The sequence below is a fragment of the Collinsella sp. AM10-26 genome (assembly GCF_003472525.1).
In the GTDB taxonomy this organism is placed as follows: Bacteria; Actinomycetota; Coriobacteriia; order Coriobacteriales; family Coriobacteriaceae; genus Collinsella.
The window spans coordinates 176,038-191,484 of the sequence record NZ_QRMC01000004.1 but is presented as its reverse complement, the minus strand read 5'-3'; the positions used below and the strand labels follow the sequence as shown (position 1 = coordinate 191,484).

Genomic DNA, 15,447 nt, shown 5'->3' with positions numbered 1-15,447 from the left:
GCATCAATCAAAATCGTTGTTGACCAACAGTATACCGAAAGGATACGAACTACCGTTCGTTAATATAGGTGCGGTGCGGAAACTTTAAACCCGGGAACAGCTTGCTCGTGAGCTCGCAGAAATAACCGTCCGTCATGCTCGCGATGTAATCCACCACGGCTTGATCCTTGTCGTCCTGCCAGGCATACACGCGATCGTAGTAAGAAAGCTGCTGCTCAATGCGAGAAATGTGATGCTTAAAGATGTACGAAGACTCGTCGCCTTCGTTTATGTCCCGCAGGCAACGGCCGTAGAGCTTTTCGAAGGCCTCTCGCAGCTCCGCTTCGGAGTCGCCTTCGATACCGCCCTTGCTATAGATTTTCTCGTAGTTCTCGCGCTTGGCTCGGCGTATTTCCTCAAACAGGTCCTCGCTCATCTCGATGCGCGGCTTGCCATAGCTGTGCTCGACGATATCGATGGAAGCGTGCGTGAGGATCCAACTGTTGTAGGCACCGCCCCGGCCATCATCAAAAGCGTCTGGCGAAAGCAGGCCCGCCGCGATCGCATCCTGACGGTCACGACCGACGTAGGCGAGGATGTCCGAAATGCGAACGACGCAGCCCTCGAGCGTCATGGGACGCAGGTGCTCAATAGCGCCATAGCCCGTGGCGATACAGTCCTCAACTGTCCGATCGAACTGGTCAAAGGAGCCCATATCCGACAATTCAAACTCGCGCTGCTCGTACTCGCCGTTATGGCATAGCACGCCGTCGAGCGTCTGGAGCGATACGTTGCGGCCATACAGGGCATCGAGCACGCGCACCGACTGCACGTTATGGAAAAAGAAGCGACCGGTACGCTCGTGGTAAATATCGTTGAGGAATCGCTCACCGGCATGGCCAAAGGGCGTGTGCCCCAAGTCGTGGCCCAGGCCAATCGCCTCGATCAGATCACAGTTGAGCCCCAAGGCGCGGCCGATATCGCGTGCGATGCGCGAAACAAGCTGCACGTGCAGACCGCGGCGCGACAGGTCGTCGTTGCTGCGAAAACTGAAGACCTGCGTTTTGCCTGCATACCGGGTGTACGCCGGAAGATGAAGTATCTTTTCGGTATCGCGCATAAACGCCGGACGCATAAGCGTGCCTTTGTCGGCGGCGCGATCAACACGACGAATGACCTGGTCGTCGTTGCAACGATACGGGTTGACATAGCCCGAAGCACGATCGGCGGCAATGCGCTCGACAAGTTCGGGCGATAACGCCGAGGGGATACGGTCCATGCGCGCCTTGATGACGGCAGTTTCTTGATTAGTTGCCATGGCATGCTCCTTAAGAAGGATGCGCAATCGGTTACAATGTGCAGCCCACGACCTCGATTATGGCAAAAATCGGCACCAAAAACGGGAGCAATGGCAGGGAGCGCGATTTTGTGATGAGGCAGGAGAGGGCAAGGGCCAGGAGCGCGGCGGCAAATGCCACGATGCCACCCATAGGGTCGAGCGTGCAAAGCGCGAAGAGCGCCTTGGCATCTCCCATGCCGATGCCCGGGGTTTGGCGAAGACGACGCCAGAGGGACTCAGTCAGCACGAGAGCAAGATACATGATGACGGCTAGACCCGCGTGGTCAAGCGCTGTGCTCAAACCGAGGTCGAGCCAAACGCCCGCAAACGCCGCCACCGCGCACGCGCCGGCAAGCTCATTCGGGTACCGCCGCTCGCGGGCATCAACCACCGCACCGGCAAAGGCGCAGATCCAAAATGGGATATAGAACATCATGCACCTCCATGAACAGCTGCTCGAAAGCAAAAACCACCACAAAGGTGCCTGTCCCCTTTGTGGTGGTTTTGGTGGTGGTTATTTAGCGCCTTGCATGACCTCGTCGAGGGTAACGTTGACGGCGTGCTGCGTCGGGACCCAGTCGACCTTTAGGAACAGTGCGGCCACCGTGATGGGAATATAGCTGAACATAAAGATCGGGAAGGTAAACAGGTTGGTCACCAGGCGCCACTTTTGAGCGCAGTGAATGTGCTTGTACTCAAAGATGGTCGTGAGCAGCGCCAGGATAAAGAAGGTCTGGTACATCATCGCGAAGGTCATAATGAGCGAGGCGGCACAAGCCTGCATCTCGACTTCGGTAGCCAAGAAGCCGTGTGAGAGTCCACCCACGATAAGGAACGTCGCGTTGGCTAGCATGGAAATCAGGGACAGAAGCATGCCCGGAGCGATGGTCATAAACATGTCATATGCGGCAAAGCGATGATAGCGGAAAGTCGACTTGACCAGGTGCTTACCATACGTAAAGAACACCTGGTAAAAGCCCTTGGTCCAACGCATACGCTGCTTCCAGGATGCCTTGAACGTCACGGGCTGCTCGTCAAAGAACTCCGCCGGCGCATAGCCAATGCGGATGCCGTGAATGGCGCAGAACGTGGTGAACTGGATGTCCTCGGTCAGCGTATGGAACTGCCAACCGTGCATGCCCTCGATCACGCTCGCCGAGATAAGGTAGCCCGAACCCGAAACGGCACAGGAAGTCTTGCAGATATTACGTGCGTTATTGAGGAAACGCGCCTCGCGCAGGTACCAAGTGGCGTTGGCAGCCGAAATCCACGAGCTACCAAAGTTTTTGGAGTTGCGGTAGCTTGTGACCACATGGAAGCCCTGGTCAAAGGCGTCATTCATCTTGGAGACGTAATCGCGGGAGATAACGTTGTCGGCGTCGAAAATAAAGTAGCCCTCAAAGGTATCGGGATACTCGTTAAGAATGCGGTCAAAACCAAAGTCCATGACCCAGCTCTTACCCTTACGGGCCAGGTCGTTACGCTCATAGACGATGGCGCCAGCCTCGCGAGCGAGCTGCGCCGTGTTATCGGTGCAGGCATCGGCGACCACAAAGACCTCGATAAGCTCGGACGGATAGTCCTGGTCTTTGATGGAGCGCACGAGATTGGCAATTACCGCCTCCTCGTTATGCGCCGCAATGAAGAAGGCATAGCGATGGAGCTTTTTGGCCTTGGGAGGTGCAACCTCACCGCGCAGGGCGCCAATGACAAAGAAGACGACCTGGTACAGAAAGCAGACCGTGAGCAGCGTAACCACAATCTGGTTAAAGATCACGATGGGCGTGTTGGTTTGTAAATAGGCGAGCATGCAGGCTCCCAGGAACGCGTTACGTAAACAACCGTATATTTTACCGCAGGCTAGGGGCGTTCAAGAAACCACCTAATACCGACTAGGCTTCGAGAAGACCGAGCTGAGGAACGATCTCGTCGCCGGCAGCGGTGCGACCAAGCGAGCGCGGGGCCAGGTCGTCAAGAACCGCAGCTAGATCCCACGGCAGCTCGTCGCGGCACTCAATGCGCTCCCCCGTCACGGGATGGTCGAATGAGACGCGCCAGGAATGAAGGAATTGCCTGGTCAAACCCTGATCGGCGTGTGCATCGCACTTGCCGTAGAGCGGATCGCCCACGCAGGCGTGGTTGATATGGCGCATATGCACGCGAATCTGATGTGTGCGGCCCGTAAACAGGTGGCACTCGACGAGCGTATAGCCGTCGTCAAAACGCGTGGAATCGAAGCGCTCGAGGACCTTAAAGGTCGTAATGGCCTGGCGGGCAAAGGGATCATCTGAGACTGCCATCTTGACGCGGTCACGCGTAGAGCGGGCGATACCAGTGTTGATGGTCCCCTCATCCATAGCGATATGTCCGTGAACGAGCGTGATATAGCGGCGGTCGAGCGTGCGCGTACGGATAAGATTTTGGAGCGCGCGCTGGGTGTCGTCGTCCTTGGCCGCAAGCATAAGGCCCGAAGTGTCGCGATCCAGACGATGCACGATGCCGGGGCGATCCTCGCCCTGCACGGTGCCCAGATGGTCGATACCGCAGTGATAGACCAGGGCATTCGCGAGCGTACCGCTCTCATGACCATGCGCAGGATGGCACACCAGGCCGCGCTGCTTGGAGAGCACAATGAGATAGTCATCCTCATAGCGAATGTCGAGCGGGATGGCCTCGGGTATCACGTCGGTCGGGTCGTGCGGCTCGGGCAAATCGACCGAAATACGGTCGCCGGCTCGCACGGCGTACTTTTTGAAGAGACAGGTCTCGCCGTTGACGGCAACGGCGCCGCCCTCAATCAGATGCGCGCAGGCAGAGCGTGTGGGACAGCCGTCGTTGGCACCCAGATAGGCGTCGAGACGCTGACCAGCGGAATCGTCAGCAACAAGAATATGAATGTCGGCCATTAGCGCTCATTCCTTTCGCGAATCTTGCGGGCGCGCTCCCCACGCTGCTTGGCTTTGCGTTTGGCGCGGGCCTCGTCACGAGCGTTGAGCTCGGCAGTCGCATCGACCTCGCGAGCGGCGGGGCTCAAGAACATGTAGCCGATGAGCGCCAGCACGACACCGACCGTAATGCCGATATCGGCAACGTTAAAGACGGGGAAATCGATGAAGGTGGTGGCAATAAAATCGGTCACGAACCCAAAGGCGAGACGGTCGATCACGTTGCCGACGGCACCGCCCGCGACCATAGCCATACCAACGACCTCCAGGCGAGCAAGCTGAGGCGCACGAACCAAGTACACGGCAATGGCGGCAATGACCGCAAGCGCCAGCATAGCGAACGCAACGCCATGGCCCTCGCCCATGCTAAACGCAGCTCCGATATTGCGAACAAACACAAAATCGATCACGCCAGGGATAACGGTCATATGCAGGGCATCGCCCACGGCACGAACCGCAAGCTTGGTCAGCTGGTCAACAAGTAGCACAACCAGCGCCACCCCACCAGCAATACCCAGCCGCCAACGCAAAGACGGCGCCATATCCGCAGTACGACCCAAATCAATCCCCTACCCTCAAGAACATCGAATTACGTTTAACGCAAATCAATATCTTATATTGACCAGCAACGAAATAGCCGATGATTCGTTACCGACAGCGAAAACCCGCCAGAGCGAGCAAGGTGCCTTGAAACAAGGCGGCATTGACCTTCTGGTCATGCCGCCGAAGTTGAAAGGCAGATTGCCGCTCTGGCGGGTTTGCAGCGTCAACTGGTTACGCGGTTTGGTAAAACCGCGTAGCTAAAGAGCTTCGGCACAACGCTTGCAGATGTGCGCGTGGCCGTTGTACTCGCCGACCGTGGTGCGGTAGTTCCAGCAACGGTCGCAGCACTCGCCTTCGGCAGCCTCGATGGCAACGGAAAGCTCCTCGCCCTGGGTCAGCTCAACATCGGAGACGATGTAGAACTCGGCCAAGTCGACAGCCTTATCACCGGTCAGCAGCGCATACATCTCGGCGGGAACGACCGCCTTGACGCGGACCTGCTGGCTCTTGGTGAAGGTGCCGGCGGAGCGGGCATCCTCAAGGGCCTTGGTCACGGCGCCACGGAGCTCGAGCGAAGCCTCAAGCACGCCCTCAAACTCGTTGGCCTCGTCGACCGTGATGGGCGACTTGTACCAATCGAGCAGCGCAGCGTACTTCTGGTGATCGACGCAGCCAGCAGGCGCATAGGCCATGGCCTCGTCGACGGTGTAGGACAGGATCGGCTGCAGGTCGCGCATGAGCATCGAGAAGAGCTCGGCCAGCACGGTCTGGGCGCTGCGACGCTCGAGCGAGCCGGGCTTGTCGCAGTACAGACGGTCCTTCAGGGCGTCAAGGTACACGTTGGAAAGCTCGGTAACCACAAAGTCGTAGAGCGCACGGTAGGCGCGCGGGAACTCGTAGCTAGCGTAGGCGTCGTCGACCTCGGCCTGGACCTGGGTCAGACGGGCGACCATGAGCTTGTCGAGCGGCAGCAGGTCGGCAAAGGCGACGCCGTCGGTCTCGGGCTCAAACTGGCCCTCGAGCTCGGAGAGCAAGAAGCGCAGCGTGTTACGGAAACGACGGTAGGCATCGGACGTACGAGCGAGAATCTCGTGGTCGATGGAGACGTCGGAGCTGGTGTCGACGGAGGCAACCCACAGACGGATGATGTCGGCGCCCATCTCGTCGCAGACCTTGTTGGGGTCGATGACGTTGCCGAGCGACTTGGACATCTTGCGGCCCTGGCCGTCGAGGGTAAAGCCCTGCGAGACGACCGCCTTGTACGGAGCATGGCCGTTGGCACCCACCGAGGTGAGCAGCGAGCTCTGGAACCAACCGCGGTGTTGGTCGGAACCCTCGAGGTAGACGTCCGCCGGGTACTCCAGCTCGGGACGATACTCGCAGACGGCCTTCCAAGACACGCCGGAGTCCCACCATACGTCGAGGATGTCCTTATCGGCCTTGAGGTGATGGCCGCCGCACTTGGGGCAGACGCAGGCCTCGCCCAGATAGCTCTCGGGAGCGTCGGTGAACCAAGCATCGGAGCCCTTCTCGTGGAAGAGCTTGATGACGGCGTCGAGCGTGGCGTCGTTCATGACCTTCTCGCCGCAGTCGGCGCACGTGTAGCTGGGGATCGGCACGCCCCAGTTGCGCTGACGGCTGATGCACCAGTCGGGGCGTTGCTCGACCATGGCGCCAATGCGGTTGGCGGCGTGGGCCGGATACCACTTGACGTTCTCGCGGACCTCCTTGCCAGCCTGCTCGCGCAGACCGGTCTTGTCCATCGAGACAAACCACTGGTCGGTAGCACGGAAAAGCACCGGATGCTTGCAGCGCCAGCAGTGCGGATAGCTGTGCGTGATCTTCTTCTCGAGGACCAGGGTGCCGCGCTCGCGCAGGAACTCGATGATGTGCGGGTTAGCCTCGTCGGTGTCCATACCGCTGAAGGGACCACCGGTGCCAAACTCCTCGCCGGTGTAGAACTTACCGTCGTCGTCGACCGGCATGCAGATGTCGGTGATGCCCTCCTTGAGGCAGGCAAAGTAGTCGTCGACACCGTGGCCGGGCGAGTTGTGGACAATACCGGTACCGTCATCGACACCGACGTAATCGGCCAGCAGCGCCACGCCCTCAACACCGTCAAAGATCGGCTGCTTGTAGTGGATGTGGTGGAAGGTCTCGGCGGGAACCACATAGGGCTTGCCGTCGACCGTGACCGGGGTGTACTCCCAGCCAAACTCCTCGCAGCACTTGGGAGCCAGGTCCTCGAGCATGACCTCGGCGCGGCCGTCGTGCTCAACGGCGACGTAGGCGGCACCGGGCTTTAGGGAAACTGCCTGATCGGAGGGGATGGTCCACGGCGTGGTCGTCCAGATGATAAAGTCGACCGGGCCATCGAAGCTCTCGAGGCCAGCGGGCTTGGAAGTCATCTCAAAGCGGACGAAGATGGAGGGGCTCGTCTCGTCGGAGTACTCGATCTCGGCCTCGGCCAGCGCGGTATGGCAATGCTTGCACCAGTGAACCGGCTTGTGGCCGCGATAGATCATGCCTTTGTCGAACATGGCCTTAAAAACCTCGATGTCGGCGGCATCGTGCTGGTGATAAAGCGTCAGGTAGGGGTTGTCCCAGTCGCCAAGCACGCCCAGGCGACGGAAGCCTGCCTTCTGCAACTCGATGTTCTCGACAGCGAACTTGTTGCAAAGCTCGCGAATCTTAGCCGTGGAGGTCTGGTTGAACTTCTCGGTGCCGAGCTTCTCCTCGACCTTATGCTCAATCGGCTGACCGTGGCAGTCCCAACCGGGGACATAGGGAACCTCATAGCCCTGCATCATCCAGTAACGGTTGATCATGTCCTTAGAGATCTTGTTCATGGCGTGGCCGATGTGGATCGGGCCGTTGGCGTACGGAGGGCCGTCGTGCAGCACGAATTTCTTGTGACCCTCGTTCTTCTTCAAAACCTGCTCGTAGACCTTGTTGTCCTGCCAGTCCTTGAGTCGCTTGGGCTCGGACTTGGAAAGACCGGCACGCATGGGAAATCCGGTTTTGGGCAGATTCATCGTCTGCTTGTACTCGTTTGCCACGGTACCCCTTTCATGTCGTGGGCGCACACGCCCTCTGGGCACCAAAAATAGCGCCCGTCCCTACAAGCTGGGACGAAGCGCCACAAAACGGACAGACTGCCCGTAAAAGCTCTTCGCTTAACCACCCAGCTTAGATGCCCTCGCCCGCGTCGCCACGCGCTCGCATCCGTTACTCGGCTGGCCTGTATCGACGACCATCTCGGCGATGTCTACTAAGACGTGCCTGTGCGGCGCGTCCGTTGGGACCGCAGCTCCGGGGTGATTTTCATCGGTCGCATGCACGGGTTCTCAGCGCTCCCCGCTCTCTGTAGCATGCGGATGGCCGACTACTCGTCCCCATCAACGCTTATGCGCTGTATAGTAGCACGGTCAACGCCGGCAAAAAACCCTCAACACTGGTTTTATACGTTCGAAAAATCTCGCGGCTGTGGACTTTCTCTTGGAGCAAAATACCGGGCGGCCAACGCCTACGGTCACACGCTCCTCGCCTAACCTACCAAAACCACCACAAAGGGGACAGGCACCTTTGTGGTGGTTTATTATTGCTCCAGCATGCTGGGGTCGAACTCGCTAGCCGGAATCACGCGATAACCGTGGCGCAGCAGTAGGTCGACGAAGACACCGTTGCCCGCGATGAGCGTACCGCTAAAGGTTCCATCATAGATACGACCCGCGCCACACGAGGGACTGCGGTCCTGAAGGAAGCACGCAGCGATCTCGGACGGGCCGCCAAAGTGCTCGCACATATCGAGCGCACGCTGGGCACCTAGACGAAACTCGCGATCGACCGAGGTGCCCTCGCAGGTGCGGACCTCACCGTCCACAATCTCGGACGGCTTGCGCGGCGTAGGCAGACCGCCAAAAACCTCAGGGCACACCAGCAGGACCTCGGTCCCCGTACGTTCGCAAGCCTCGACCAGCTTGCGATGGTAATTGTCAAGCCCGTTATATTTACAGTTCTCGCCCATCAAGCAGGCGCTCACCACGATCTTCATTTCCATCCCTCTCAAGCAAAACGCCCCATTTGAGAAAGCTGCTCAAATGGGGCGTCGGCGATCACTGGCTCGGCCGCGGCTTTACTGCTGCTTTGGCATCAGCGGATTCTCACGCGTGAGGAGGTTCATGAACTCCTCACCCGTAATCGTCTCCTTCTTGTACAGATAACGAGCCAGCTCGTGAAGCTTAAACTTGTTCTCCTTGAGGATCTGCAGGGCGCGATCATGCGCATCCTCGATCAGCTTGGCGACAATCGCGTCCACGCGCTCAGCCGTACCGGGGGCGCAAGTGAGCGACGTGTCCTGGTTGAGGTACGCGTTCTGAACGGTACCGAGCGCCATCATGCCAAACTCATCGGACATACCAAAACGCGTCACCATGTTGCGGGCGAGCTTGGTGGCCTGCTCGATATCGTTGGCCGCGCCGGTCGTCATCTCACCAAAGATGAGCTCCTCGGCAGCACGTCCGCCGCAGTAGACAGCGAGCTTGTCGAGCACCTCCTGGCGCGTGGTCAGAAAACGCTCGTCCTCCTCGACCTGCATGGTATAGCCAAGAGCACCGCTCGTGCGCGGCACGATGGTGATCTTGGTGACCGGGGCAGAGCCCTTTTGGCGGGCAGCGACAATGGCATGGCCAATCTCGTGGTAGGAAACAACCTGCTTCTCGTGGTCGGAAAGCACCGTGGACTTACGCTGCTGGCCGGCGATAACAACCTCCACCGACTCCTCGAAGTCGTCCTGGGTTGCACGCTTTCGACCCTCGCGAACGGCGCGCAGGGCGCCCTCGTTGATGATATTGGCCAGGTCGGCGCCCGAGGCACCGGGCGTAGCGCGGGCAATCGCGGTCAGATCAATCGGTGGCTGGGTCTTCACACTCTTGGCGTGGAGCTCGAGGATGTTCTTGCGGCCGGTCAGGTCGGGCAGCTCGACGGGAATGCGGCGGTCAAAACGGCCGGGGCGCAGCAGGGCCGGATCGAGGCTGTCGGGGCGGTTGGTGGCAGCAAGGACGACAATACCCTTGTGGTTATCGAAGCCGTCCATCTCGGTCAGCAGCTGGTTGAGCGTCTGCTCGCGCTCGTCGTTGCCGCTAAAGCCGCCGCCATCGCGCTTCTTACCGATGGTATCGATCTCATCGATAAAGACGATACACGGGGCCTTTTCCTTGGCCTGCTTAAACAGGTCACGCACCTTAGCAGCGCCGCGACCAACAAACATCTCAACGAACTCAGAGCCCGAAATGCTAAAGAACGGCACGCCCGCCTCGCCGGCAACAGCCTTGGCAAGCAGGGTCTTACCGGTACCCGGAGGGCCAACAAGAAGAGCGCCGCGCGGCAGCTTAGCGCCGATCTCCTCGTAGCGCTGCGGCTTCTCCAGAAAGTCGACGACCTCCTTGAGGGACTCCTTGGCCTCTTCCTGGCCGGCGACGTCCTTAAAGGTCACGCCCACGTCCTTGGAGGCGATCACGCGCGCGCCGGACTTACCCAGTCCGCCGCCGCCAAAACCGCCGCCGCCAAAGTTCATCGACGGACCGTCATCGCCCATGGCCTTCTTCATGCGGCGGTTGAGCCACCAGCCAATCAGGAAGAAAATCGCCATGGGAAGAATGAGGGTGAGCAGGTAGTAGGTCATCAAACCCGAGTTTTTATCGGGAACGACCGACTCAAGCGAGGCGCCAGATTCAAGCACGCGATCGGTAAAGCCCGCGTCATTCGGCACACCGGTCGTCTTGTAGGCGATGTTCTCGTCCTCGCCCTTCTTGGTGTAATAAATCGAGTAATCGTCCGTGTTGTACTCGACCTTGTCGACACTCTTCTTATCGAGCGCTTTGACAAATGTCGAGTAATCGGTCTTCGTAATCTGCTGCGTGTGACCGATGTTAGGGAACAGAACGGTCGAGAGCACGAGGTAGACGACGAAGGCGATGAGCACGTAGAGGATCATATTCCGTCTACGTTTGTTGTCATCCATCTCCATCTGCTTGAACTCCATCTACTGGGGTTGATAATGTTTTTAGAATACCCAACCCGGACGGCGATAAACCGACGCCGGGCACGAAAGGACAGAGATGGCATCACTGGAAGTCGGCAAGGTTCAAATCTATACGGGCGACGGCAAGGGCAAGACAACGGCTGCGTTGGGGCTCGCCTTGCGCGCGACGGGCTACGGACTTAACGTGCTTATGCTGCAGTTTGCAAAGAAGCTGCACTGCGCCGAGCATGATGCGGCGTCCCGTTTGGGTCTGCGCATCGTACAAGCCGACCGCGACACGCCCGAAGCCTGTGCCGCACAAATCATGGAGCTGGCGCGCGAGCAGATTAGCCAGGTCGACGTGTTGATCTTGGATGAGCTGGGAGAAGCCATGCGGCGGGGCTTTGTGACGCGCAAAGATGTCGAAGCGCTGATCCCGATGAAGCCCGACACCACGGAGCTCGTACTGACCGGCCGAGGCTTGCTGCCCCTCGCCGACCTTGCCGATCTGGTAACCGAAATGCGCCCAGTCAAACACTACTTCGACGAAGGCCTCCTAGCCCGCCAAGGCATCGAATACTAAATGATCCGAAGGGGACGGAGGAAAACGGATCATCGACATCACGACGGGGAGCAATGGTCCGTTTTCCTCCGTCCCCCAGAGATCATTAGGCAGTGGCGCGGCCGAGCCAGTTGCCACTGTGGTGGTAGATAGTAAACATCGTGGCCGTGATGAGCCAGGTTGCGGGGTAAACCAGCAGCAGGTGCTCAAGCGACGGATCGAACGGCATAATCGCAAACACCCAGATCACCCTGAGCACGACGGTGCCAAAAATCGTGAGCAGCATGGGTTGCAAGCTCACGCCGGCACCGCGAATGGAGCCCGACGCGTTTTCGATAATCGAGAAGATCGCGTAGAACGGCGCGATGAAATGAAGAATCGTCGTGGTGTAGGCCGAAATCGCGGCATCGTCGATGAACAAACGCGACAACGGACCCGAGAACACAAGCAGCACGGCAGACAGGCCACCAATGAGCATAAACGACAGCACGAGCGACGTGTGGTATCCCTTTCGCATGCGATCGTAATTGCGCGCACCAAAGTTCTGCGCCGAGAACGTGGTGATCGACACGCCGAGCGCCTCGGTCACCATCCAGATAATGCCATCCAGGCGCCCAGATAGACCCCAAGCAGTCGTGACATCGGCGCCAAACGAATTCACCGACACCTGAATCAGCACGTTCGATATCGAATAGGCAGCCGATTGAAAACCGAGTGGCAGACCACACGAGATCATACTCTTGCAAATACCGCGATCGATGCCGAGCTTAGACAGCGAAAGCCGCCACGCACCCGGTGCGTGCATCATGCGAATCACGATCATCGTTGCATTGGAGCAAATGGTCAGAGCCACTGCGATGCCGCAGCCCAGCGCCTCCATATGCAACACAGCGACAAAGATGATATCCAGCACCACGTTAACCAGGCAGCCAGAGGCAATAATCACGGCAGGCCCGCGCGTGTCGCCCACGGCACGCAGCAGTGCGGTTCCCATATTAAGCAGCAGCGCCGCAACCATCGCGGCAAAATAACAGCGAGCATAGGCAACGCCCTCGGCAAGTAGCTCGTGCGGCGTGTTCATAAGCACCAGCATGGGCTCAACGAACACTATGCCAAGAATCGAGAAAACGATACCGCCCACCAGCGCGAGCGTCATAGCCGTATGGACCGATCGGCTCAGGCGCTCGTCATCGTGCTGGCCAAAAAACTGGCCCGTAATGACCGCGCAGCCGGCACCGACGCCGACACAAAAGCCGATGCAGAGCTCCGTAAGCACCATCGTGGCCTGAATGCCACCCAGCGCGAGCTTGCCGCCAAACTGACCGACGATATAGGTGCCGATTAGCGTGTAGGCCTGCTGAAAAAACGAACTAAAAAAGATGGGAACGCACAGCGACAGCAATTGCTGCCAAATGACACCTTGCGTCACATCGATAGCCGTAGATTTCTTAGCCACACGCCCTCCCCACACGCATACGTCAAACAGTAAAACAGCAATTTAAAACCAAAGCCAAAACCAGCTTAGCACCGACTGGCAGCGACCGAAACGCCCCGAATTAGAGCACGGTGCGGAATAACTGCCTAGTGATACAAACCCGGCTGGTAGTGATACTCATTGCTCACGTGCGGGCATAGCTGCCAAAAGGCGACGGCACTCGCCGCGGCCACGTTGAGCGAATCGACCCCGTGCGCCATCGGAATGCGCACGGCCCGGTCGCAGCCGGAAATGGTCTTGGCGCCCAGGCCGGCACCCTCGGTGCCCATAAAGATCGCCAGACGGTCAATCTCGCGCAGCGCAGGGTCGTCCAGCGAAACGGAGTCGTCCGTCAGCGCCATGGCGGCACAGGAAAACCCGGCATTGTGCAGCGCCGCCAGGCCATCATGCGGCCACACCCGCGCCTCGCTGCCAATACGCGTCCACGGCACTTGAAACACGGTGCCCATGCTCACACGAGCCGAGCGACGATACAGCGGATCGCAGCACGTAGGGCTCACCAGAATACCGTCGACATTGAGCGCGGCGGCCGAGCGGAAAATCGCGCCCACATTGGTATGGTCGACAATGCCCTCAAGCACGCACACGCGCACCGGACGCTCCCCTGCCGCCTCAGCGACGCCGCCGAGAAACTCATCGACCGGAATCTGCCGCGGGCGACGAAAAGCCGCCAGCGCGCCGCGCGTCACATTAAAGCCCGTCAGCTGCTCCATGAGCTCCATCGAGGCAACAAACACGGGAACCGGGCCCTCACCGTCGCGAACGGCCAGACGCCCAAACAGCGGCATCATCTGATCGAGCCAGCGCTCGCCCAACAGAAAGCTCACCGGCTCGTAGCCGGCGCGTACCGCACGCTCGATGACCTTGGCGCTCTCTGCGATAAAGATGCCCTTTTGCGGCTCCAGCACGCAACGTAGCTCACGCTCCGTCAGTCGCACGTAGGCATCGAGCCGCTCGTCCTCGAGCGAATCGATTCGCAGCACCTCAACGGCATCAGTCATAGTAGCCAGCCCGCACCTTTCTTTGCAGCACCTATACAAATATCGGGGCAACGCCATGCGCCGCCCCGTCATTCATTTCATCCCGATAATACCGAAGGGATAATCGGTTTTACGCCTCGATGCGACGATACGTCACGAACTCATAATCGACGCCCTCGTCACCCTCACCGGCGGCAATCGTTGCGACCCCGCTACGCTGCGCAATCTCCCACGCAGGATCGGTTCCCAAATCGGGAAAGTACGTATCCACGACATGCACGCAATGGTTGTGCGTGACCTCGGCCTCGACGCAATACGGCAAAAACTGCCGATAGACATCGCCGCCACCAATCACCCACGCAACGGGCTCATCGGCAACCGCAGCGAGCGCCTCATCAATACTATGCACCACATCGACGTCCTCGGGAGCAAAGTCCACGTCGCGCGTGAGCACGATATTGCGGCGGTTCTTGAGCGGACGCCCCCCGGGAAAACTCAGCAGCGTCTTGCGTCCCATGATGACCGGACAGCCTTTGGTGCACGCAACAAAATGGCGCATGTCGGCGCGATTGGACACTACCATGTCGCCCTCGCAGCCAATGCCCCAGTCGTCACACACGGCGACGATGACAGAAAGCTTACACGTCATAAGCGCCACCTACACCGCAATAGGAATGTTCTTGACCTGCGGGCCGTGCTCGTAGCCCTCGACGATCAGGTCGTCGGTCGTAAACGCGTAGAAATCGTGCACGTCGGGATTGAGCGAAACCTTAGGCGCCGCAAACTGCGGACGCTCGATAAGCTCGCGGACAATATCGACATGACGGTCGTAAATGTGAGCATCGGCAATCACGTGCAGCAGCTCGCCGGGAATCATATCGACGGACTGCGCAACCATCATGAGCAGAATGGCGTACTGGCACACGTTCCAGTTGTTCGCGGCCAAAATGTCCTGGCTGCGCTGGTTGAGAATCATGTTGAGCGTCGGTTTGTCATCCTGCGGGCGCTGCGTCACGTTATATGTCACGCTGTAGGCGCACGGATACAGGTGCATCTCGGACAGGTCGCTGAACACATAGGTGTTCGTCATGATGCGACGGCTATACGGCGTATGCTTAAGGTCGTACAGCACGCGGTCCATCTGGTCAAAGTCGCCCTCGGCATAATGGCTCTTCTGGCCAATCTGGTATCCGTAGGCCTTACCGATGGAGCCGGTCTCGTCAGCCCACTCGTCCCAAATATGGCTGTGGAGGTCATGGACGTTATTGGACTTCTTTTGATAGATCCACAGGATCTCGTCCATGGCAGACTTAAGCGCCGTGCGGCGCAGCGTGAGCGCGGGGAACTCCTCGCGCAGGTCGTAGCGCGCCGTAACGCCAAAGTTTTTAATGGTATAGGCAGGGGTGCCGTCCTCCCACACCGGACGGACCTTTTGGCCCTCGGTGGTGGTGCCATGGTCCAAGATATCGCGGCACATGGCTACAAACTGTTGATCAGCTTTGCTCATTGACCCTCCTGTCAGTCGCCTATAAGCAATTTTTATTGTAGCCCAGGAGCACAGCATCGGATGGGACACTTGGGC

At 58.9% G+C, this 15,447-nt stretch carries 13 protein-coding genes; 1 reads left to right on the top strand and 12 read right to left on the bottom strand.

What is annotated here, in order from left to right; all coding sequences use genetic code 11:
- Positions 1-49: 49 nt before the first annotated feature.
- From DW123_RS05035 to ftsH, 8 genes are all read right to left on the bottom strand, one after another.
- On the bottom strand, positions 50-1,297 hold the full coding sequence (locus tag DW123_RS05035) for a deoxyguanosinetriphosphate triphosphohydrolase family protein (protein WP_118273431.1): 1,248 nt from the start codon (positions 1,295-1,297) through the stop codon (positions 50-52).
- Positions 1,298-1,328: 31 nt separating this feature from the next.
- Positions 1,329-1,754, bottom strand: a complete 426-nt coding sequence (locus DW123_RS05030; RefSeq protein WP_118273430.1) for a prepilin peptidase — start codon at positions 1,752-1,754, stop codon at positions 1,329-1,331.
- Between the two features lie 78 nt (positions 1,755-1,832).
- Positions 1,833-3,128 carry a glycosyltransferase family 2 protein gene (locus DW123_RS05025; RefSeq protein ID WP_118098509.1) on the bottom strand — a complete coding sequence of 432 codons (1,296 nt, stop codon included), beginning with the start codon at positions 3,126-3,128 and terminating at the stop codon, positions 1,833-1,835.
- Between the two features lie 82 nt (positions 3,129-3,210).
- Positions 3,211-4,224, bottom strand: a complete 1,014-nt coding sequence (locus tag DW123_RS05020) for an RluA family pseudouridine synthase (RefSeq protein WP_118273429.1) — start codon at positions 4,222-4,224, stop codon at positions 3,211-3,213.
- On the bottom strand, positions 4,224-4,823 hold the full coding sequence (gene lspA / locus DW123_RS05015; RefSeq protein WP_233540130.1) for a signal peptidase II: 600 nt from the start codon (positions 4,821-4,823) through the stop codon (positions 4,224-4,226). Before lspA ends, DW123_RS05020 begins: the two co-directional genes overlap by 1 nt.
- Before the next feature lie 240 nt (positions 4,824-5,063).
- Positions 5,064-7,841, bottom strand: a complete 2,778-nt coding sequence (gene ileS / locus DW123_RS05010; RefSeq protein ID WP_369831511.1) for an isoleucine--tRNA ligase — start codon at positions 7,839-7,841, stop codon at positions 5,064-5,066.
- Between the two features lie 563 nt (positions 7,842-8,404).
- Positions 8,405-8,860: a DUF523 domain-containing protein gene (locus DW123_RS05005; RefSeq protein WP_117799234.1), complete on the bottom strand. Its 456-nt coding sequence runs from the start codon at positions 8,858-8,860 to the stop codon at positions 8,405-8,407.
- An 81-nt stretch (positions 8,861-8,941) separates the two neighbouring features.
- Positions 8,942-10,834 (bottom strand): ATP-dependent zinc metalloprotease FtsH, encoded by a 1,893-nt coding sequence (gene ftsH, locus DW123_RS05000; RefSeq protein ID WP_172544932.1) that lies wholly within the window; start codon positions 10,832-10,834, stop codon positions 8,942-8,944.
- Between the two features lie 91 nt (positions 10,835-10,925).
- Between ftsH and DW123_RS04995 the strand changes: the two genes are divergently transcribed.
- Positions 10,926-11,411 (top strand): cob(I)yrinic acid a,c-diamide adenosyltransferase, encoded by a 486-nt coding sequence (locus tag DW123_RS04995; protein ID WP_118273426.1) that lies wholly within the window; start codon positions 10,926-10,928, stop codon positions 11,409-11,411.
- A gap of 85 nt (positions 11,412-11,496) precedes the next feature.
- On the opposite strand, the gene DW123_RS04990 is transcribed toward DW123_RS04995, so the two are convergent.
- The 4 genes from DW123_RS04990 to thyA all read right to left on the bottom strand — a co-directional run bounded on the left by DW123_RS04990 (position 11,497) and on the right by thyA (position 15,372).
- On the bottom strand, positions 11,497-12,846 hold the full coding sequence (locus tag DW123_RS04990; protein WP_199570187.1) for an MATE family efflux transporter: 1,350 nt from the start codon (positions 12,844-12,846) through the stop codon (positions 11,497-11,499).
- A 125-nt stretch (positions 12,847-12,971) separates the two neighbouring features.
- Positions 12,972-13,886: an RNA methyltransferase gene (locus tag DW123_RS04985; protein WP_118273424.1), complete on the bottom strand. Its 915-nt coding sequence runs from the start codon at positions 13,884-13,886 to the stop codon at positions 12,972-12,974.
- A 109-nt stretch (positions 13,887-13,995) separates the two neighbouring features.
- Positions 13,996-14,514: a dihydrofolate reductase gene (locus DW123_RS04980; RefSeq protein ID WP_117794257.1), complete on the bottom strand. Its 519-nt coding sequence runs from the start codon at positions 14,512-14,514 to the stop codon at positions 13,996-13,998.
- Between the two features lie 9 nt (positions 14,515-14,523).
- Complete coding sequence (thyA, locus tag DW123_RS04975) at positions 14,524-15,372, bottom strand: thymidylate synthase (protein WP_117735047.1); 849 nt, start codon at positions 15,370-15,372, stop codon at positions 14,524-14,526.
- Positions 15,373-15,447: the final 75 nt, after the last annotated feature.